20 protein-coding genes and 1 tRNA gene are annotated in these 18,096 nt (G+C 71.0%); 10 read left to right on the forward strand and 11 right to left on the reverse strand.

The window, feature by feature from the left end; translation table 11 throughout:
* The first annotated feature begins 117 nt into the window (after positions 1 to 117).
* From gntA to AB4Y83_RS09270, 3 genes are all read left to right on the forward strand, one after another.
* Positions 118 to 894 (forward strand): guanitoxin biosynthesis heme-dependent pre-guanitoxin N-hydroxylase GntA, encoded by a 777-nt coding sequence (gene gntA, locus AB4Y83_RS09260; protein ID WP_442296661.1) that lies wholly within the window; start codon positions 118 to 120, stop codon positions 892 to 894.
* A gap of 55 nt (positions 895 to 949) precedes the next feature.
* Positions 950 to 1,633 carry a DUF1989 domain-containing protein gene (locus tag AB4Y83_RS09265; protein WP_442296662.1) on the forward strand — a complete coding sequence of 228 codons (684 nt, stop codon included), beginning with the start codon at positions 950 to 952 and terminating at the stop codon, positions 1,631 to 1,633.
* Positions 1,634 to 1,698: 65 nt separating this feature from the next.
* Positions 1,699 to 2,376: a Crp/Fnr family transcriptional regulator gene (locus AB4Y83_RS09270; RefSeq protein WP_020145792.1), complete on the forward strand. Its 678-nt coding sequence runs from the start codon at positions 1,699 to 1,701 to the stop codon at positions 2,374 to 2,376.
* Between the two features lie 57 nt (positions 2,377 to 2,433).
* Here the strand turns inward: AB4Y83_RS09270 and AB4Y83_RS09275 are convergent, their stop codons facing one another.
* The 5 genes from AB4Y83_RS09275 to AB4Y83_RS09295 form a co-directional block, all read right to left on the reverse strand.
* Positions 2,434 to 2,784, reverse strand: coding sequence for a hypothetical protein (locus AB4Y83_RS09275; protein ID WP_442296663.1), 351 nt, complete (start codon positions 2,782 to 2,784; stop codon positions 2,434 to 2,436).
* A 322-nt stretch (positions 2,785 to 3,106) separates the two neighbouring features.
* Positions 3,107 to 3,904 carry an MBL fold metallo-hydrolase gene (locus AB4Y83_RS09280; protein WP_442296664.1) on the reverse strand — a complete coding sequence of 266 codons (798 nt, stop codon included), beginning with the start codon at positions 3,902 to 3,904 and terminating at the stop codon, positions 3,107 to 3,109.
* 40 nt (positions 3,905 to 3,944) lie between these two features.
* Complete coding sequence (locus AB4Y83_RS09285; protein WP_442296665.1) at positions 3,945 to 4,796, reverse strand: NUDIX hydrolase; 852 nt, start codon at positions 4,794 to 4,796, stop codon at positions 3,945 to 3,947.
* A 38-nt stretch (positions 4,797 to 4,834) separates the two neighbouring features.
* Entirely contained in the window at positions 4,835 to 5,299 is a 465-nt protein-coding gene (locus tag AB4Y83_RS09290; protein WP_020145788.1) for a RidA family protein, read from the reverse strand.
* Positions 5,300 to 5,313: 14 nt separating this feature from the next.
* Positions 5,314 to 5,469 carry a DUF4177 domain-containing protein gene (locus AB4Y83_RS09295; RefSeq protein ID WP_142179199.1) on the reverse strand — a complete coding sequence of 52 codons (156 nt, stop codon included), beginning with the start codon at positions 5,467 to 5,469 and terminating at the stop codon, positions 5,314 to 5,316.
* 73 nt (positions 5,470 to 5,542) lie between these two features.
* Between AB4Y83_RS09295 and AB4Y83_RS09300 the strand changes: the two genes are divergently transcribed.
* The 4 genes from AB4Y83_RS09300 to AB4Y83_RS09315 all read left to right on the forward strand — a co-directional run bounded on the left by AB4Y83_RS09300 (position 5,543) and on the right by AB4Y83_RS09315 (position 9,663).
* Positions 5,543 to 6,313, forward strand: a complete 771-nt coding sequence (locus AB4Y83_RS09300; protein ID WP_442296666.1) for an alpha/beta hydrolase family protein — start codon at positions 5,543 to 5,545, stop codon at positions 6,311 to 6,313.
* A 137-nt stretch (positions 6,314 to 6,450) separates the two neighbouring features.
* Entirely contained in the window at positions 6,451 to 7,368 is a 918-nt protein-coding gene (locus AB4Y83_RS09305) for a hypothetical protein (protein WP_442296667.1), read from the forward strand.
* 70 nt (positions 7,369 to 7,438) lie between these two features.
* The gene (locus AB4Y83_RS09310; protein WP_442296668.1) at positions 7,439 to 8,491 is read left to right on the forward strand and encodes an ArsA-related P-loop ATPase; all 1,053 of its coding nucleotides are present in this window, start codon (positions 7,439 to 7,441) and stop codon (positions 8,489 to 8,491) included.
* A complete protein-coding gene (locus tag AB4Y83_RS09315; RefSeq protein ID WP_442296669.1) occupies positions 8,488 to 9,663 on the forward strand; it encodes an ArsA family ATPase in 1,176 nt (391 codons plus the stop codon). The genes AB4Y83_RS09310 and AB4Y83_RS09315 overlap by 4 nt, the downstream gene beginning before the upstream one ends.
* Before the next feature lie 73 nt (positions 9,664 to 9,736).
* Here AB4Y83_RS09315 and AB4Y83_RS09320 read toward each other — a convergent pair whose 3' ends face one another.
* Positions 9,737 to 10,042: a WhiB family transcriptional regulator gene (locus AB4Y83_RS09320; RefSeq protein ID WP_056774052.1), complete on the reverse strand. Its 306-nt coding sequence runs from the start codon at positions 10,040 to 10,042 to the stop codon at positions 9,737 to 9,739.
* A 286-nt stretch (positions 10,043 to 10,328) separates the two neighbouring features.
* On the opposite strand from AB4Y83_RS09320, the gene AB4Y83_RS09325 reads away from it, so the two are divergent.
* A complete protein-coding gene (locus tag AB4Y83_RS09325) occupies positions 10,329 to 12,788 on the forward strand; it encodes a penicillin-binding protein (RefSeq protein ID WP_442275726.1) in 2,460 nt (819 codons plus the stop codon).
* A 70-nt stretch (positions 12,789 to 12,858) separates the two neighbouring features.
* Here AB4Y83_RS09325 and AB4Y83_RS09330 read toward each other — a convergent pair whose 3' ends face one another.
* Positions 12,859 to 13,314, reverse strand: a complete 456-nt coding sequence (locus AB4Y83_RS09330; RefSeq protein WP_442275725.1) for a GatB/YqeY domain-containing protein — start codon at positions 13,312 to 13,314, stop codon at positions 12,859 to 12,861.
* Positions 13,315 to 13,394: 80 nt separating this feature from the next.
* Between AB4Y83_RS09330 and AB4Y83_RS09335 the strand changes: the two genes are divergently transcribed.
* Both AB4Y83_RS09335 and AB4Y83_RS09340 read left to right on the forward strand, forming a co-directional pair.
* Positions 13,395 to 14,333: a metallophosphoesterase gene (locus AB4Y83_RS09335; protein ID WP_442296670.1), complete on the forward strand. Its 939-nt coding sequence runs from the start codon at positions 13,395 to 13,397 to the stop codon at positions 14,331 to 14,333.
* Between the two features lie 112 nt (positions 14,334 to 14,445).
* Positions 14,446 to 14,519: transfer RNA gene (locus AB4Y83_RS09340), tRNA-Pro, on the forward strand.
* A gap of 80 nt (positions 14,520 to 14,599) precedes the next feature.
* Here the strand turns inward: AB4Y83_RS09340 and AB4Y83_RS09345 are convergent.
* The 4 genes from AB4Y83_RS09345 to AB4Y83_RS09360 are packed head-to-tail and all read right to left on the reverse strand — an operon-like array spanning position 14,600 to position 18,057.
* On the reverse strand, positions 14,600 to 15,769 hold the full coding sequence (locus AB4Y83_RS09345; RefSeq protein ID WP_442296671.1) for a site-specific integrase: 1,170 nt from the start codon (positions 15,767 to 15,769) through the stop codon (positions 14,600 to 14,602).
* A complete protein-coding gene (locus AB4Y83_RS09350; protein ID WP_330476036.1) occupies positions 15,766 to 15,963 on the reverse strand; it encodes a helix-turn-helix domain-containing protein in 198 nt (65 codons plus the stop codon). Before AB4Y83_RS09350 ends, AB4Y83_RS09345 begins: the two co-directional genes overlap by 4 nt.
* Before the next feature lie 13 nt (positions 15,964 to 15,976).
* A complete protein-coding gene (locus AB4Y83_RS09355) occupies positions 15,977 to 17,668 on the reverse strand; it encodes a replication initiator (protein ID WP_442296672.1) in 1,692 nt (563 codons plus the stop codon).
* Entirely contained in the window at positions 17,665 to 18,057 is a 393-nt protein-coding gene (locus AB4Y83_RS09360) for a WhiB family transcriptional regulator (protein WP_442296673.1), read from the reverse strand. The genes AB4Y83_RS09355 and AB4Y83_RS09360 overlap by 4 nt, the downstream gene beginning before the upstream one ends.
* Between the last annotated feature and the right edge of the window lie 39 nt (positions 18,058 to 18,096).

Below are 18,096 nucleotides of genomic sequence, written 5' to 3' on the forward strand. Positions count from 1 at the left end.
CGGTCGGTCGGGCGCGTTCGTCCAGGGTTTGGTGCGGTTGCGTCCGGGGCGCGTCCAAGGTTTCGCGCGAAGCGAACCAGAGGTGGGTACGTCCTGCATGCACAGGAGGAGTCCGACATGTCAACCGAAACGCGCACCCAAGCCCCAACGCCCACAACGGCGCCCGGGCTGCTCGCCCCCGACGAGCGGCACGGGCTCGAGACGACCCTCGACCTGCTGGCCGGGATGGAGCTCGCCCACGCCTCCGACGACGACGTCGTCCGGGCCCTCGAGCTCATGGTCACCCATGCCGAGTTCCCCTGCCTCGGGGCCAAGTCCGTCTTCCGCCGCGGCAGCGTCGCGCATGTCGTCCTCGACGACATGTCCGGCCCGGACGTCCCGACGCAGCTGCTGGAGCGGCTCGCCGCCTTCGCCGGGTCCATCGAGGGCGAGAGCGGCTTCCACTCCTTCATCGCGACCTTCCGAGGGCCCCTACCCACCGACGAGGCCGGGTTCGAGGCGTCCCTCTTCGGGCTCCTCCAGCGGCTCCACGACGCCGACGACAGTTCGTGGGCGGACGGCGTGGGCTCGGACCCCAACGACCCGCACTTCGCCTTCTCCGCCGGCGGCACGGCGTACTTCATCGTCGGTCTGCACCCGGCCGCCTCGCGGGTGGCCCGGCGCGCGCCGCTACCCACCCTCGTCTTCAACCCGCACGACCAGTTCGAGGAGCTGCGGGCCGAGGGACGCTTCGACGGCATGCGCACGACGATCCGGCGGCGCGACGAGGACCTCCAGGGCYTCGTCAACCCGATGGTCGCCGACCACGGCGACAGCAGCGAGGCCATGCAGTACTCCGGGCGGCATCACCAGAGCGGCTGGGAGCCACCCCTCGACGTCCACGACGCCGACTAGACGCACGCACGACCCGACGACCCGACACACGACCGAGGACCACAGGGGAGCAAGGATGACGATCTCGCAGGACGCCCGACTCATGACGGACCGACTGTTCGGCCCCGGCGGCCCGGTGCTGCAACCGGCCGGCGACTACCGTGACGGCATGGACCTGACCCGGCTCGCCCCCCAGACCGGAGCCGCCTTCGTCCTCAGGGCCGGGCAGCGACTCACCGTCATCGACCCGACCGGCGAGCAGGTCAGCGACTTCTTCGCCGTCATGGACGACGACCGCGACGAGTGGTTCAGCTCGGGCCGCACCATCGACTACGCCAACTCGACCGCCGTGACGACCGGCAGCGTGCTCTACAGCAACCGGAGCAGGCCGATGGCGACCGTCGTCGAGGACACGTGCGGGCACCACGACATCCTGCTGACGCCGTGCTCGCAGCAGACCTTCGACCTGCTCTACCCCGAGTTCGAGGGCGCCTACCACCCGAGCTGCTTCGAGAACCTCGCGACGACCATGGCGGCCTTCGGCGTCGAGCCCGACCGCATCTCGACGACGCTCAACATCTTCATGAACGTGTGGAACGAGCGCGACGGCGAGCTGCACATCGACCCGCCGACCTCGAAGGCGGGTGACCGCTTCGTCCTGCGTGCCGAGGCCGACCTCGTCGTCGGCCTGACCGCCTGCTCGGCCGAGAAGTCCAACAACGGGGTCTGCAAGCCGATCGACTACCGCATCGACGACTGAGACGCGCGGCCCGAAACCCCTGTGGTGGCAGGGCGACGGCGGAGCCGACGTGGCACACTGACCCCGTGGATCTCGACGTGGTGAGGCGTGCGCCCCTGTTCAAGGCTCTGGACGACGAGGCGGCCTCCGCGCTGCAGTCGGAGATGAGCCGGTCGCACATGGAGCGCGGCGACGTGCTCTTCCACGAGGGAGACCGGGGCGACACGCTCTACGTCATCGCCGAGGGCAAGATCAAGCTCGGCCGCACGAGCCCCGACGGACGCGAGAACCTCGTCGCCATCCTCGGCCCGGGCGAGATGTTCGGCGAGCTCAGCCTCTTCGACCCGGGCCCGCGCACCATGACGGCCACGGCCGTCGCCGAGACGCAGCTCCTCGGCCTCGGCAACGACTCCCTCACGGCGATCCTCACCGGCCGCCCCGAGGTCTCCAAGGCCCTGCTCGCGGCGCTCGCGCAGCGCCTGCGCCGCACCAACGCCCACCTCGCCGACCTCGTCTTCACCGACGTCCCCGGTCGCGTCGCCAAGGCGCTGCTCGACCTGTCCGAGCGCTTCGGCCGCCCCGTGGAGGGCGGCATCATGGTCTCCCACGACCTGACCCAGGAGGAGCTCGCGCAGCTCGTCGGCGCCTCCCGCGAGACGGTCAACAAGGCGCTCGCGGACTTCGCGACGCGCGGCTGGCTGCGGCTCGAGGCGCGCGCCGTGCTCCTGCAGGACGTCGAGCGGCTCAAGCGCCGCGCTCGCTGACTCGCGCCTCCCACCCGGTTGAGGTGGACACGCGGGCAGATCGCCTCGCCGAAAACCTCAACCGCTGAAGGACCAGCCGTCCGGACCGTTGAGCACGACGCGGTCGGCCCCGCCGGTGGCCAGGACGAGCGCCGCGTTGACGTCGTCGTTGCGGGCCACCCAGGCCTCGGCCTCGGCCGGCGCCTTGCCGAACCGGACGTGGCGCTCGACGAGCCGCGACCGTCGCAGGACGTCGTCCCCCGACACGAACCAGACCTCGGCGAGCTGGGCCCTGGCCCGCGCCCACCGCTCCTCGGGGAGCAGCAGGTAGTTGCCCTCGGTGACGACGAGGCGGGCGGCCGGAGGCACGACCGTGGCCGCCGCGATCGGCTGCTCGAGCGTCCGCTCGAAGCCGGCGCGTAGACCCACGAGTCGGGCTGCTCGACGAGACGACGCAACAGGGCGGCATACCCGTCGGCGTCGAAGGTGTCCGGCGCGCCCTTGCGCGACCGCGAGCCGAGCCGGTCGAGCTGGGCGTCAGCGAGGTGGAAGCCGTCCATCGGCACGTGGGCGACCCAGTCCGCACCCTTGCGAGCCGCGACGGCCTCGACCAGCGCCACCGCGAGGGTCGACTTGCCCGCCCCCGGCGCGCCGGCGATGCCGAGCACGACCCGGCGGCGGTCGCCCACGAGCGCCACCGCGGCAGCCATGAGCTCCTCGATGCCGTGCACGGTCGGAGTCTCCCACCTCGTCACGGGTGGGTGCGGAGGTACTCGAGCTGCGCCTGCACCGACAGCTCCGCCGCCGGCCAGACGCTGCGGGGCACGTCGGCGTAGACCTCCTCGACGACCGCGTATGCCGTCTGCGCACCTCGGGTGACCGCGTCGCGCACCTGCCCCAGCCGTTCGGCGCGGTGCCTGAGGTAGAAGGTCACGGTGGCGGCCGCGTCGGCGACGAACGGCCCGTGGCCCGGGAGCAGGCTCGTGACGTCACCGGCCCGGGTCAGGGCCTCGATGCGGTCGAGGGAGGCGAGGTAGGCCTCGAGGCTGCCGTCAGGCCAGGCGACGACGGTCGTGCCGCGTCCGAGGATCGTGTCGCCGGTGAGCAGGGTGTTGTCGGCGGGGAGGACGAACGAGAAGGAGTCGCTCGTGTGTCCGGGCGTCTCCACGGCCAGGATCTCGAGCCCGCCGACCGTGATGGCCTCGCCGGCCCACAGGTCGTCGTGCCCGCGCCCGAAGGCCCGCACCGGGGCGCCGGTCAGCTCGTGGAACCGGTCGGCGCTCTCGGCGTGGTCGTCGTGCCCGTGGGTGAGGAGGGTCAGCGCGACCCGGCGGCCGGATTCGGCGACGCGACGCAGGACGTGCTGGAGGTGGTGCTCGTCGAGCGGGCCCGGGTCGACGACGACGACCTCGTCAGAGCCCGGCTCCGCGAGCAGCCACGTGTTCGTGCCGTCGAGGGTCATCGGCGACGGGTTGGGGCAGAGCACGCACTCGGCGCGCTCGCTCGTGATGCCGCCGTGCCAGCCGGGGTCGGCCGCGGCGCCGATCACCGCGACACGTCCCGGGGCCGGCCCGACGACGTCACCGGGCTCATCGTTCGACGATCTCCATGGCCGGCCCGCCGGGGCCGTCGACGACCTCCGGCATGATGAGCGGAAGGTGCTCACTGTGCACGACCACGTCTGCGGCAGAAGGCGCGTCGCGGATCTCCTCCACGCACACGACCGTCGGGGGCAGCATGAGAGCCGACCCGGCGGCATACGCCCTCAGCAGCTCGGAGGGCACCACCCACGTGGCCTGGTCGGCCTCGGTGGTCTCGCCGTCGGCCACCTGGAGCGGCGGCATGAGCGCGGCGAAGAACCACGTGTCGTAGCGGCGCGGCTCGAAGACCGGGGTCAGCCAGTGCGCCTTGGCGACGATGAGGTCGGAGCGCAGGACGAGCCCCTTGTCGCGGAGGACGTCGGCCAGCGAGAGCCGGCGGTCGACGAGCGCGAGGCGGATGTCGAGCCACTCGGGGCCGTCGACCATGGCGAGCGGTCCGCTCGCCGACGGGCTCGCCAGGAGCACGCCGCATTCCTCGAAGACCTCGCGGATCGCGGCCGCGACGTACATCTGGGCCTCCGAGGGCGAGCAGCCGAGCCGGTCGGCCCACTCGGACGGAGAGGGACCCGCCCACGGCAGGCCGATCTCGCCGTCGCGGTCGTCGACGGAACCGCCGGGGAAGACCATCATGCTCGGCGCGAACTCCATCTCGGAGACGCGCCGCAGCATGAAGACCTCGGGTCCGTCCACGCCGCCGGCGCTGTCACGCACGAGCATGACGGTGCTGGCGCGGCGGGGTTCGGCCTCGTCCCAGCGCTCCCCCGCGAGCCAGCGGGTCGCGGTGTCGGAGATGCCGGGCGTCGTGGTCAGGGGGAACCGGCGACCCACGGCGCCGGTCACTTGGCGCTCACCTGCCGTCATCGTGGCATCACCCGCACTCACCGGGCGACGGAGACGATGACCTCGACCTCGACGGGTGCGTCCAACGGGAGCGCAGCGACACCGACGGCCGAACGGGCATGGATCCCCTTGTCACCAAACGCCTTGACGAGCAGCTCGCTCGCGCCGTTGATGACCCCGGGCTGGCCGGTGAAGCCCGGGTCGGAGGCGACGAAACCGACGACCTTGACGACACGGGTCACCGTGTCGAGGTCGCCGATCTCGGACTTGATCGCCGCGATCGCGTTGAGGGCACACGTCTCGGCGAGGGACTTTGCGGTCTCGGCGTCCACCTCGGCGCCGACCTTGCCGGTCGCGGCGAGGGAACCGTCGACCATAGGCAGCTGACCAGAGGTGAACACGAGGTCGCCCTCACGGACGACGGGGACGTAGGCGGCGACGGGCGGCACGACCTCGGGCACGGTGAGGCCGAGCTCGGACAGGCGGTCTTCGACTGCAGACATGGTGCGGTGACTCCTCAGGACTTCGGGCGCTTAAAGTAGGCGACGAGGCTCGTGCCGTCGGGACCGTTGACGATCTGGACGAGCTCCCACCCGTCCGCCCCGAAGTTGTCGAGGATCTGCTTGGTGTTGTGGATCAGAAGCGGTGCGGTGAGGTATTCCCACTGGGTCATGGCCATCACCCTACTCAGTGTCACCACGGCTCTCTCGGGGTGCGTCGGTGGCGCGGGTGACACCATGACGCCCATGACGCGCAGCCCCTCGACGACGTCCCCCGCGAGCGCCTCGACGCGCTCCTACGGCAGCGACCCCGCGCAGGTCTACGACGTCATCCCGCCGGCGTCGGGTGCGCCTGCGGCGAGGGGCACCGTCGTCGTCGTCCACGGCGGGTTCTGGCGGGCGCAGTACGACCGCGAGCACGCGCTCCCCGAGGCCCGCGCCTTCGCGGCGGCGGGCTACCACGTGGTGCTGGCGGAGTACCGCCGAGTCGGTATGCCGGGTGGCGGCGTCCCCGGGACCCTCGACGACGTGCGCGACCTCGTCGCGTCGATCGCGTCGCAGCCTGACCTGCCGAAGTCGCTCGTCCTCGTCGGCCACTCCGCCGGCGGGCACCTCGTCACGTGGGCGGCGGGCCAGCCGTGGGCGTCGGAGCGCGGCATCGCCGGTGTGGTCTCGCTGGCCGGGGTCGTCGACCTCGGTGCCGCGGACCGGCTGCACCTCGGGTCCGACGCCACGCGTGACTTCGTCGGGTCGGGACCGGGCACGGCGGCGTGGACCTCGGCCGACCCGATGTCGACGCTGCCTCCGAAGGTGCCGGTGCGGCTCGTCAACGGGGCCGACGACGACACCGTGCCGCTGGGCGTGGCCGATGACTACGTCGCGAGGGCCAAGGCCGCCGGCGGCGACGTGACCGAGCAGGTCGTGCCCGGAGCCGACCACTTCGCCGTCATCGACCCGACGACGCCCGCCTTCACGGCCGTCCAGGCGGCAGTAGCCACCCTCCTCCCACCCAGTTGAGGTAAACCCGCCGCCGTTTCCGCGGCGTGGATACCTCAAACGCGGCGTCGTCCACATCCGGTCGCACCGGCTCGGAGTTGTCCCCAGGCTGGTTCGCCGACCGCCCCCGGCGACCCGCGCGGCTGCAGGGTCGGGTGATGAGATCCACCCGGCGCCGTGAGAGGGCCCGCGTCGTCGACGCCGCAGACCTCGGCGTGGTCTCTCGCGCCTCGCTGCGAGCACACGGGATCAGTGCCGCCGACGTGCGGGCAGAGGTCAGGGCCCACCGCTGGACGACGCACGGCCTGCAGACGGTGGCCCTGCACACCCGACCACTCGGTCAGGAGGAGCTGCAGTGGCGCGCGGTCTGGGAGACCGGCGCCGACGTCGCGGCCCTCGATGGCGTGACCGCTCTACTCGCGGCCGGGATGAAAGGCTACTGCGACGATCGCATCCATCTCTCCGTCGTCCACTCCCACACGGTCAAGCGACTACCGGGGGTTCGAGTGCACAAGATCACGCGCCGCCACGACCGCGAGCTCGAGCCACACGGCATACCCCGAGTTCGGCCGGCCGTGGCCGCGATCCGGGCCGCTCACTGGGCCGACTCGGATCGGCAGGCCGCCTTGCTGCTGGTCCTGCCGACGCAGCAGGGGCTCGTTCGGGCGTCAGATCTGCTGGAGACGGCGCGGACGATCCGCGGGCGTCGACGGCGCGCCTTCGTGGGTGGAGTCGTCAAGGACATCGCGCTCGGTGCGCAGTCGTTGGGCGAGCTCGACTTCGCCCGACTCTGCCGTGCCCGGGGGCTCCCCGAACCGGACCGGCAGGTCGTACGCCGGGGACCGAAGGGCCGGATCTACCTCGACGTCCGCTGGCGCTGCGGGGTCGTCGTCGAGATCGACGGCATCCAGCACACGTGGGGCCTCGTACCCGTCCTCGATGCTCTGCGCCAGAACGGCGTGACGCTCTCGCGCGACACGGTGCTGCGCATCCCCAACATCGGGCTGCGCCTGCACGAGAACGCCTTCATGGACCAGGTGGCGCAGGCGTTGCAGCAACGCGGCGCTTTGAGGTGATGCGGTCGACGAATTGGCGGCGTGTTCACCTCTAACCGGGGCGCGTCCGGGCGCGCCCTAAGGTGGAGGGGTGACGACCGGCCCCACCGACCCCTCCTGGGCGCGAGCGCGGCTGCACGTCGTCACCGGCAAGGGCGGCACGGGCAAGACGACCGTCGCCTCGGCCATCGCGCTGGCCCTCGCGTCGGCCCACGCTCACGTGCTGCTCACCGAGGTCGAGGGCCGGCAAGGCATCAGCCAGACCTTCGACGTCCCCCCGCTCGGCACCGACGAGACCCGCATCGTGCGCCTGCCCGGCGGCGGCGAGGTCGTCGGCCTGGCCATCGAGCCCAAGGCCGCGCTCCTCGAGTACCTCCAGCTCTTCTACAAGCTCGGCCGCGCCGGCAAGCTCCTCGAGAAGTTCGGCGCCATCGACTTCGCGACGACCATCGCCCCCGGCGTCCGGGACGTCCTGCTCATCGGCAAGATCTACGAGGCCAACCGCCGCCGCCGGGACGGCAAGCACAAGGGCGACGCACCCCCTGTCTACGACGGCATCGTCCTCGACGCGCCGCCGACCGGACGCATCGGACGCTTCCTCTCGGTCAACTCCGAGGTGGCCGACCTCGCCCGCGTCGGACCGATCGCCTCGCAGGCCGGCTCGATCACCCGCCTGCTCGAGTCCGAGCAGACCGTCGTCCACCTCGTGACCCTCCTCGAGGAGATGCCCGTGCAGGAGACCCTCGAGGCCATCGCCGACCTCCGGGCCAAGGGCCTGCACCCGGGCGCGATCATCGTCAACATGGTGCGCGAGCCGCTCCTCGACGACACGGCGCTCGAGCAGGCGCGCGCGGGCCGGCTGCACAAGCCGTCGATCCGCACCCAGCTCGGCGAGGCCGGCGTCAAGGCCACACCGGAGCTCGTCGACGGCCTGCTCGAGGAGGCCCGCGACCACGCGCAGCGGATCGACCTCGAGCGCGAGCAGCTCGCACTCCTCGAGGCCACCGGCCTGCCGATCGCCGAGCTGCCCGCACTCCCGGGCGGCGTCGACTCGGGCTCGGTCCGCGAGCTCGCCGACCTCCTCGTCCCGCTCTTCGTCCACCGCGCCGGCGCCCCCACCGGGACCGAGCAGGCCCACGCATGAGCCCCGGACCCGTCTCGACCAAGGCGCCCGTCCTCGACATCGACGCCCTCATCGACGACCCGGCGACGCAGATCGTCGTGTGCTGCGGTTYCGGCGGCGTCGGCAAGACCACGACCGCCGCCGCCCTCGGCCTCCGCGCCGCCGAGTCGGGCCGCAAGGTCGTCGTCCTGACGATCGACCCCGCCCGCCGCCTGGCCCAGTCGCTCGGGCTCACCGAGCTCGACAACACCCCTCGGCCGGTCACCGACATCGACACGGCGGCCGGCGGCAGCCTCCACGCGATGATGCTCGACATGAAGCGGACCTTCGACGAGGTCGTCATCGCCCACTCCGAGCCGGGCAAGGCCGAGCAGATCCTCGCCAACCCCTTCTACCAGGCCGTGAGCAGCTCCTTCGCCGGCACGCAGGAGTACATGGCGATGGAGAAGCTCGGCCAGCTCAAGGCGAGCGCCGGCACCGAGGACGCCCCGTGGGACCTCATCGTCGTCGACACCCCGCCGTCCCGCTCCGCCCTCGACTTCCTCGACGCCCCGAACCGCCTCGGCAGCTTCCTCGACGGACGCTTCATCCGTCTGCTCACCGCGCCGGCCAAGGCGGGCGGGCGCGCCGGCCTCAAGGTCTTCGGCGTGGGCGTCCAGATCGTCACCTCGACCATGACCAAGATCCTCGGCGGCCAGATGCTCAGCGACGTGCAGACGTTCGTCAACGCGCTCGACACGATGTTCGGCGGCTTCCGCGAGCGTGCGGACGAGACCTACCGCCTGCTCTCCGAGGACGGCACGGCCTTCCTCGTCGTCGCCGCACCGGAGCGCGACGCGCTCCGCGAGGCGTCCTACTTCGTCGACCGCCTCGAAGCGGACGGTATGCCGCTCGCCGGGCTCGTCGTCAACCGCATTGGTCGCGTCTCGGCGACCGGGGTCACCCCGTCGCGCGCGCTCGCCGCCGCGGAGTCGCTCGAGGAGAGCGGCGGACCGAAGTCGGCATCCAACGCCGCCGGCCTGCTGCGGTTGCACGCATCGCTCGTGCGCACGGCCGAGCGACAGCGCGAGCTCGCGGACCGCTTCTCACGGTCACACCCCGGCATACCCGTCGCGCACGTGCCGGCGCTGGGACGCGACGTCCACGACCTCGACGGCCTGCGTGAGATCGGGCATGCGTTAGCGGGGTCGTGACCCACCCTCAGGTGGCCACGGCCCCGCTCACGTACGACGTGGTCCGACCGGAGACCGGTCGGCGCAAGCCGGCTCAGTCGTGCTTGACCTGTGAGGCCATGCCCGCACGGAGCGCCGACTTCCAAGACGTGATGTCCGGACGCTTGCGGAGCAGGGCCCGGCGCTCGCGCTCGGTCATGCCTCCCCAGACGCCGAACTCGGTCCGGTTGTCGAGAGCCTCGGCCAGGCACTGCGCGAGAACAGGACACGTCTTGCAGACGGCCTTCGCGTCGTGCTGGGCCTTGCCTCGGACGAACAGAGCATCCGGGTCCACGCCTGAACAGCTGGCCTGACTGGCCCACTCGTTCACCCACGGATCCACGATTGCGACAGCACTCATTTTGTTTCCCCTCCCCGCCCGGCGCCTCCCATGACATCCGGACTGACCGCGGACCGTCCCACCGATCCTGATCATGTGGACCCCCCTAAGGCCCAAACGAGACATTACGAGCGCTGGGCCGCGCCGGACATAGCCTCTATGGACCATTTAGTTGGGACGGTGACTAGTCACCTGGACCTCGGACCCCTGGTCATCCAGAGGCGCGAGCGGGTGGTTTGAGACACCTGCAGACCCGGGTGGCTGCACAAGTCCAGTGGCCATAGGGTGAGCGGTTACCCTTGGGCCCATGTCTTCACGCACTACCTCGATCGGTGGCGTCATCAGCCTGCTCGGCGCGTTTCTCGCGTCCGCGCTCGTGCTCGGACTGCTCGCCGCCGGCCTGGTGATGCCCGCGGTGGGCGCCACCGGCGCGCTCGCGCGCAGCGGCGTCGACGTCTTCAACGAGCTCCCGAGCGAGTTCACGACCGACCCGCTGGCCCAGACCTCCCGCATCCTCGCCGCTGACGGCACCGTCATCGCGACGCCGCAGGAGCAGAACCGCACCATCGTGCCGCTCAACAAGATCGCGCCGATCATGCGTGAGGCCCAGGTCGCGATCGAGGACCACCGCTTCTACGACCACGGTGGCATCGACATCCAGGGCACGGCCCGCGCCGTCATCTCCAACCTGCGCAACGGCTCGTCCGTCGGCGCCTCGTCGCTCACCCAGCAGTACGTCAAGATCTCGCTCCAGTACTCCGCCCTCAGCTCCGGCAACGAGGAGGCGGCCGCCGAGGCCGTCAAGAAGGACTACATGCGCAAGCTCAAGGAGCTGAAGTACGCCATCACGCTGGAGAAGAAGCTGACGAAGGACGAGATCCTCGAGGGCTACCTCAACCTCGTCTACTACGGCGACCGCGCCTACGGCGTCGAGGCCGCGGCCCAGCACTACTTCAGCGTCCACGCCGACAAGCTCTCCCTGTCGCAGGCCGCACTCCTCGCCGGGCTGACGCAGAACCCCGGCACCACCGACCCGGTGAACTTCCCGAAGAAGGCCCTGGCCCGACGCAACGTCGTGCTCGACCGCATGCACGAGCTCGGCCGCATCACCGACAAGCAGTGGCAGGCCGCCAAGAAGCGCACGCTCAAGCAGGACATGCGCGTGACGCAGCCGAAGAGCACGTGCCTCGCCTCGCCCTACCCGTACTGGTGCGACTTCATCGTCAACTACGCCCTGACGATGCCGCAGCTCGGCAAGACGCTCGAGGAGCGCAAGCGCACCCTCTACCGCGGCGGCGTCACGATCACGACGACCCTCGACCCGAAGCTGCAGGACTACGCGCAGAAGGAGATCACCAAGAAGGTGCCGATCGGCAACAAGGCCCGGATCGGCTCCGCGGCCTACGTCGCCGACCCCAACACCGGCAAGGTGCTCGCCTTCGCCCAGAACACCGCCTACTCCGTCACCAAGGACGCCGGCGGCGAGACGGGCATCAACTGGGCCCTCGACAAGAAGTACGGCGGGTCCGGCGGGTTCCAGTTCGGCTCGACCGCCAAGGCATTCGCCCTCGTGACGGCCATGCAGTCCGGCATGACGACGAAGTCGTCGGTCAACGCCAAGGCGGCCGGCGGCGAGAGCAAGGCGACGTACACGCCCAAGGAGTGGCCCGGCGGCACCGCCAACTGCGGTCCGGGCGACACGTGGAAGGTGCGCAACGACACCCCGTTCAAGGGCGGCAACATCTCGCTCATGGAGGCCACGGCGCTGTCGACCAACACCGCCTTCGTCGCCCTCGTCGAGCAGCTCGGCGGCTGCAAGGTCCGCGACACGATGATCCGCCTGGGTCTGCACCGCTCCGACGGCCAGACGATCGGCAGGTACGCCCCGCAGTACATCCTCGGTGGCGACGACGTCTCCCCGCAGGGTGTGGCGCACGCCTACGGCGTCCTCGCCGCAGACGGCAAGAAGTGCCCGATGGTGGCCATCACGAAGATCACGCAGGGCGGCAAGAACGTCGCCCTGCCGGCGTCGAAGTGCGACCAGGTCGTCGAGCCGGACGTCGCCAAGGCGACCGACAAGTTCCTCGAGTACAACATGACCCACGGCTCGGGCATCCGGAACCAGCTCAACGACGGCACCCGTGAGTCGGCCGGCAAGACCGGTACCGCCAACAACAACAACGAGTCGTGGTTCGTCGGCTACACGCCGCAGCTCGTGACGGCCGTCTGGGTCGGCACGCCCTACGACCCGGTGACCCGCGTCATGAAGAACGTCCGCGTCGGCGGCGAGTTCTACCCGGTCATGCACGGAGCGGCCATCGCTGCGCCGATCTGGAAGGCCATCATGAACAAGGCCCTCGACGGCCAGCCCGAGGTCAAGTTCGGGGATCCGGCCGACAAGTACCTCGGCACCGACACCGCCAACCAGACGGTGACTCCGGGCCAGCTGCCCGCCGTCGTCGGGCGGTCCGTCGCCGAGGCCGAGTCCCTGCTCCAGGCGGCGGGCTTCCAGACGCAGGTCGGCGGGACGATGTCCTCGCAGGTGCCGCAGGGCCTCGTGGCGGGCATCTCGCCCTACCAGTCGCCGCCGCCCGGCAGCATGATCACGATCTACACCTCGCGCGGCGGGTTCCGACAGGCACTCCCCGCCCCGCAGACGACCGTCTTCACCCCCGGCGGCACCGGCGGCGGTGGCGGTGGCGGCGGCGGCGGGAACGGCAACGGCCACGGAGGCGGCAAACCGACCAAGCCGCCAGGCCGCGGTTGACCCAGCGATGACGAAGGCCCGACGCGATGCGCGTCGGGCCTTCGTCGTCCGTCGGCGACGTGGGTGGGCCTCAACCCGCGAGCACCCGGCGCACGATGGCGGCGACGCGTCCACCCTCGGCGCGGCCGGCCACGGCAGCGTTGGCGGCCTTCATCGCGAGGCCCATCTGCGGCATACCCGTGGCGCCGGAGGCGGTGACCGCCTCTCGGACGATCGCCTCGAGCTCGTCGTCGCCGAGCTGCGTCGGCAGGTACGCCTCGAGGACGGCGAGCTCCGCGTCCTCCTTGGCCGCGAGCTCCGGGCGTCCCGCGCCGACGTATGCCGTCGCCGCCTCACGACGCTTCTTGGCTTCCTTGGTGAGGACCTTGAGGACGTCGTCGTCCGTCAGCTCGCGGTGCTCGGTCCCGGCGACCTCCTCGTTGGTGACGGCGGTGAGGGCCATCCGCAGCGAACCGGCCCGGACCTGGTCGCGCTCGCGCATCGCGGACGTCAGGTCGGACTTCAGCTGCTCCTTGAGGGTGCTCATGGGGCCAGTCTGTCAGGTCGGCCACGCGGGCCCCGACCGGTTTGTCGGGGGTGCGGCCCTCGGGTGCGAGGATGGGCCCCATGCGTGCCGTGACCAAGACCGTCCTGGGCTTGGGGATCGCCGGCGCCGGGGTGCTCGGCTGGGCCTCGCTCGTCGAGCGCAACGCCTTCGTGCTGCGTCGCTTCGACGTGCCGGTGCTGCCCGACGGCGCCGAGCCAATGCGGGTGCTGCACCTGTCCGACCTGCACCTGCTGCCGCGCCAGCGCGCGAAGCGCTCCTGGGTGCACAGCCTCGCCTCGCTCGACCCTGACCTCGTCATCACGACGGGAGACAACATCGCGGCCCCCGATGCCGTGCCCGCGCTGCTCGACGCGTACGACCGGCTCCTCGGCATCCCCGGCGTCTTCGTCCTCGGGTCCAACGACTACTTCGCCCCCAAGCTGAAGAACCCCCTCGGCTACCTGACCCGCAACTTCGGCAAGGGCGTGGGCACGACCCAGCGGCTGCCCACGGCCGACCTCGTCCGCGGGCTCGGATCCCGTGGCTGGGTCGACCTGACGAACCGTCGGGACTCGCTCACCGTGCGCGGCCTGCGGATCGACGTGCGTGGCGTCGACGACCCGCACCTCGGCTACGACCGCCTCGACCTCGTGCGCGGGCCGGCGTCGCCCGAGGMCGACCTGACGCTCGGCGTGACGCACGCGCCCTACCAGCGGGTGCTCGACGCGTACGCTTCCGACGGCGCCGGACTCATCATCGCCGGACACACGCACGGCGGCCAGGTCTGCGTGCCCGGCTACGGCGCGCTCGTGACGAACTGCGACCTCGACACGGGCCGCGTCAAGGGCCTGTCGCGCTGGTGGCCGGGAGCCGGCTCCACGCCGTCGTCGCAGGCTCCTGAGGGCGCTGCGTGGCTCGAGGTGTCCGCCGGTCTGGGCACCGCGCCCACCGCTCCCGTACGCCTCGCCTGCCGTCCCGAGGCGACCCTCCTGACGCTCGTCCCCCGCTCGCAGGCCTGAACTGGCACGGTCCGTCGCGGCGGGCGACGAGCCCGATTCGGAGATGGGCCGGGGGCTGCGCTAGCATCTCTGCTGCTGCCTCCGGTCCACGGATCAGGGGTAGATGCAGCACCGGGGTGTGGCGCAGCTTGGTAGCGCGCTTCGTTCGGGACGAAGAGGTCGCAGGTTCAAATCCTGTCACCCCGACCGGTGAAAATGCAGGTCAAAGGCCCTCTGCCAGAAGTTGGCGGAGGGCCTTTGCCATCGCTGAGTGACAATCTGGGTGACTACCGTTCCGCATCGCCCGTCCCGAACAGGCTGTCCATGGCCACCGCGCCGGTCTGCAGCACGGGCCGGATCTGGTGGCGGTAGACGAGTTCGGTGACGCTCGTCCCGCTGTGCCCCACGAGCCTAGAGATCTCCTCGATCGAGACCCCCGAATCGGAGAGCAGCGAGACGAACGAGTGCCGCAGCTCGCGCGGAGACCAGTCCGTCGACTCGATGTTCGGCACCCTCGCCAGGGCAGCGCGAAAGGCACGCAGGGCGTTGTTCCGGTCCATCGGCGTACCGGCCTTGCTCGGGAACACGAGGCCATGGTCGTGCCACCGCTCCCCCGCCTGGAGGCGCATCTCGGCCTGTTCGACCCGCTGACGCCGGAGAGCGTCGACGGCCCTACTAGGCAGGGCGAGCGTCCGCCGCGACCTTCGCGTCTTGGTGTCGCCACCCGACCGAACCGACCGCCAGACCTCGACGTAGGCGGGGACCGGTGGTGTAGCGCTCGGGACGCCCTCGATATGCACGTGCCGCCATTCGAGCGCACGCAGTTCCTCCGTCCTGGCACCCGTAAGGAGCGACACCACGATGTAGTTGTGCATCCAGTCGCCGGCCGTCTTCGTCAGCACGTCGCGTGCCTGTTCAGAAGTCAGCGACTTCGACGGGCGACCGGGCCGACCGGCCGGGACGCTGCACAGCAACACGACGTTGCGCTTGACCTTGTCGCGAGCCATGGCGCGGTTCACCGCGCGGACCAGACAGGCGCGGACACCGCGCAGCGTCCGGGTGCTCAGCTTCGCCGAGAGCCCGAGCAGCCACGCATCGACCTCGCGCGCGGTCAGGTCCCGGAGGCGTCGCGCGCCCAGGTGCGGGATCACGTGGTTGCGACTGAGACTCTCGTTGGCGGCGCGGGTCTCCTCGTCGCGCGAGTTGAGGCCGAAGGCCAGCCAGTCCTCGACCGCTTGCTTCACGGTATAGGTGTCATCACCGACGGCGACCCCGTCCTCATGGTCACGAAAGACTTCGCGTAGCTTGCGCTTGGCCTCGGTCTTGGTCCGGCCCGAGCCCTTCTTGACAATGCGCTTACCACGGCCGTCGTAGCCGAGGGTAACGGTCGCGATCCAACGCTGACGGCGCTCGTCCCAGTGCAGCCCACCGTCGCCCTTCGCCCTTCGCTCGGTCATGCGACGTCCTCGGACAGCGACTCGAGGTAGTCGTGGAGCGCGACGACAGGGACCAGCCGCCGACTCCCCTGTTTGACCGTGCGCAGCCTGCCCGACCGGATCAGCTCGTAGATGACGGATCGGCTCAACCGGAGGGCCTCGGCCGCCTCATCAACGCGGTAGGCCAGCGCGGGAACTTCCTTCTGGTGCTTCATCACTGCTCTCCTCTCAATCAGGTTGCGCACCTGTTGGCGCGCACTGGGTCGTTGCCGAACGGCCATCCACAGGCGTGGCGGGCGGAGAGCCGCGTTGTGCTGCAGTGCGTTTCGCGTCGTTGTACTGGGTGCGCCAGCGTTGCGCCTGGCGCAGGGATGCAGCGATGACGGCGGTGTAGTCGCGTTCACGGACCGGGACGTCTTCCCAGACGAAGCGGGGCAGCCCGTCGTCGTGCAGGACGTCGGCGGCGAGCCGGTCGGCTTCGGGCGCGTCGATCCCGGCTTCGGTCAGGACGGCGCGGACGACGACGGCGCGGTCGGCCTTGTGCTGGGTGAGGGTCTTTCCGGACCAGTGCCGGGAGACCAGGACGCGGCGGCCGCCGAGGCCGAGGTTGTCGCGGTCGTGGGCCTTGGACGGGCAGGCGCCCGGGACCAGGCCGGGGCCCGGGTCTTTGGGTTGGATGCCGTGGCGCAGCCAGTTCGCGCAGGCCGGGGAGCAGGGCAGCCAGCGGACCTCGCGGTGCAACCGGTCGATGTGCCGCTCGTACGCGAAGGACGCCGCATCGGACTCGCTATCCGGGCCGACGCCGTCGTCCTTGGTGGGCGCGGCGTAGGTGTCGGCGATGGACTTGGTCAGGTACTTGCACAGGTACCGGATGGCGCGGTCGCTGTGAGGGGTGCCGCCGAGCAGGCCTTTGATGTCGACCTGCTTGCCGAAGGTGAGCACGTGCATCGGCTCGGTGTCGTGGCCGGACTCGCGACCTGCGTCGAGGCGGTCGAGGGCGTCCTGCCAGGTCGGCAAAGCGACGCCGGTCGAGGGGTCGGTGTAGGTCTCACGGTCGCGGTCCCACACCGGAAGGACGTCGACGTCGTATATGACCTCGTCGATGGAGGGCCACCAGATCGCGGCATAGGTACCTCGTGCGACGGCTTTGATGGTGGCTCGGGGGATGGCGCCGCGGACGGCGGCGTGCAGGTGCGGGGCGAGGCGGCGTTGGGGCTCGACGGCGGCGAAGTACTGCACCTTGTAGCCGGCGGCGCGGCGCAGGTTCTGCCAGAACCGGTCGACCAGCCGCGGGAACAGCAGCGCGTCGAGGGCGGCGCGGCGGTAGTCGTAGCGGGCGGGGTTCCGGGGGACGCCGGCGCCGGGGAGCACTTTCCCGTACGAGGGCAGGGTGAGGGTGAGGAACATCGAGGGCCGGTAGCTGCGGCCGGTCTTCTCGTCGGTGAAGGCCGAGCCGATGGTGCGGTCCTCGACGGGCATCGTGGGCAGGTCCGGGAAGCCGGGCAGGTGCCGGGTGGAGCGCACCCGCCGCGACGGCCCCTCCTCGCCCTCTTCCTCGCTGTCCTGGTGTTCGTCCTCGTCGTCCGGCTCGTCGAGCTGGTCGGTGTCGAGGTGCCGGGGTGGGTCTTCGGTGAGGTGCCAGCCTTCGCGGCACTGGTGCATCCGGAGCCGTCGGGCCTTGTCGGCGCAGGACGGGCAGACCTTCTCGCGGGTGGAGCCGCAGGCGATGGGGACGGTGGTGACGGCGCCGGTGGCGCGGTCGGTGACCTGGCGCAGCAGCGGCCGGATGCAGACCCCGGCACTTTCGGCGGCGGCGACGGCCATGTCGGTGGTGATGCCGCTGTGGGCGCGGGTCGGGAGGCGCAGCTCTACCGCAGCCACGGAACCAGCGATCGGGGCGGCCGTGTGGTGGTTGCTCATGCGGCACCACCGATGGGGAGGACGCCCTGCCACGCCGGCCGGTTCTCGGTGGCGCCGGGGGCTTTGACCCAACCGGGTCGTACGGATTCGGTGTATTTCGGGTCGCGGTTGGTGCCGGCCCACCAGCCCGCGCACACACCGGAGGTGTCGACGTGGGCGGCGCACTGGGTCAGGACCGGGCACGCCGTGCAGAGCGCGCGCATGGACTCGGCGTCCCACGGGCCGATCTCGTCGGGTTCGGCGGTCCAGGGCAGGTCGGTGCGGGCGCCGCAGGAGCCGAGTGACTGCCAGGCGAGCGACCCGAGCGGGTGTCGAGCTGCGGCGTCAGCGGCCTGGCACCAGCCGGCCTCGAGGGCGGCCCAGCGGGCGGGGCGGGACAGGGCGGTCATGGGAGGTCACTCCAGCCGTCAGTGTGGGTGCGCATGGCG

The sequence above is a fragment of the Terrabacter sp. RAF57 genome (assembly GCF_052113925.1).
In the GTDB taxonomy this organism is placed as follows: domain Bacteria; phylum Actinomycetota; class Actinomycetes; order Actinomycetales; family Dermatophilaceae; genus Terrabacter.

Excerpts from the sequence above, each read along its gene's own strand:
- AB4Y83_RS09265 (WP_442296662.1), top strand. The coding sequence starts at position 950 with ATGACGATCTCGCAGGACGCCCGACTCATGACGGACCGACTGTTCGGC.
- AB4Y83_RS09290 (WP_020145788.1), bottom strand. The coding sequence starts at position 5,299 with ATGTCTGCAGTCGAAGACCGCCTGTCCGAGCTCGGCCTCACCGTGCCC.
- AB4Y83_RS09295 (WP_142179199.1), bottom strand. The coding sequence starts at position 5,469 with ATGACCCAGTGGGAATACCTCACCGCACCGCTTCTGATCCACAACACC.
- AB4Y83_RS09300 (WP_442296666.1), top strand. The coding sequence starts at position 5,543 with ATGACGCGCAGCCCCTCGACGACGTCCCCCGCGAGCGCCTCGACGCGC.
- AB4Y83_RS09305 (WP_442296667.1), top strand. The coding sequence starts at position 6,451 with ATGAGATCCACCCGGCGCCGTGAGAGGGCCCGCGTCGTCGACGCCGCA.
- AB4Y83_RS09320 (WP_056774052.1), bottom strand. The coding sequence starts at position 10,042 with ATGAGTGCTGTCGCAATCGTGGATCCGTGGGTGAACGAGTGGGCCAGT.
- AB4Y83_RS09325 (WP_442275726.1), top strand. The coding sequence starts at position 10,329 with ATGTCTTCACGCACTACCTCGATCGGTGGCGTCATCAGCCTGCTCGGC.
- AB4Y83_RS09330 (WP_442275725.1), bottom strand. The coding sequence starts at position 13,314 with ATGAGCACCCTCAAGGAGCAGCTGAAGTCCGACCTGACGTCCGCGATG.
- AB4Y83_RS09345 (WP_442296671.1), bottom strand. The coding sequence starts at position 15,769 with ATGACCGAGCGAAGGGCGAAGGGCGACGGTGGGCTGCACTGGGACGAG.
- AB4Y83_RS09350 (WP_330476036.1), bottom strand. The coding sequence starts at position 15,963 with ATGAAGCACCAGAAGGAAGTTCCCGCGCTGGCCTACCGCGTTGATGAG.
- AB4Y83_RS09355 (WP_442296672.1), bottom strand. The coding sequence starts at position 17,668 with ATGAGCAACCACCACACGGCCGCCCCGATCGCTGGTTCCGTGGCTGCG.
- AB4Y83_RS09360 (WP_442296673.1), bottom strand. The coding sequence starts at position 18,057 with ATGACCGCCCTGTCCCGCCCCGCCCGCTGGGCCGCCCTCGAGGCCGGC.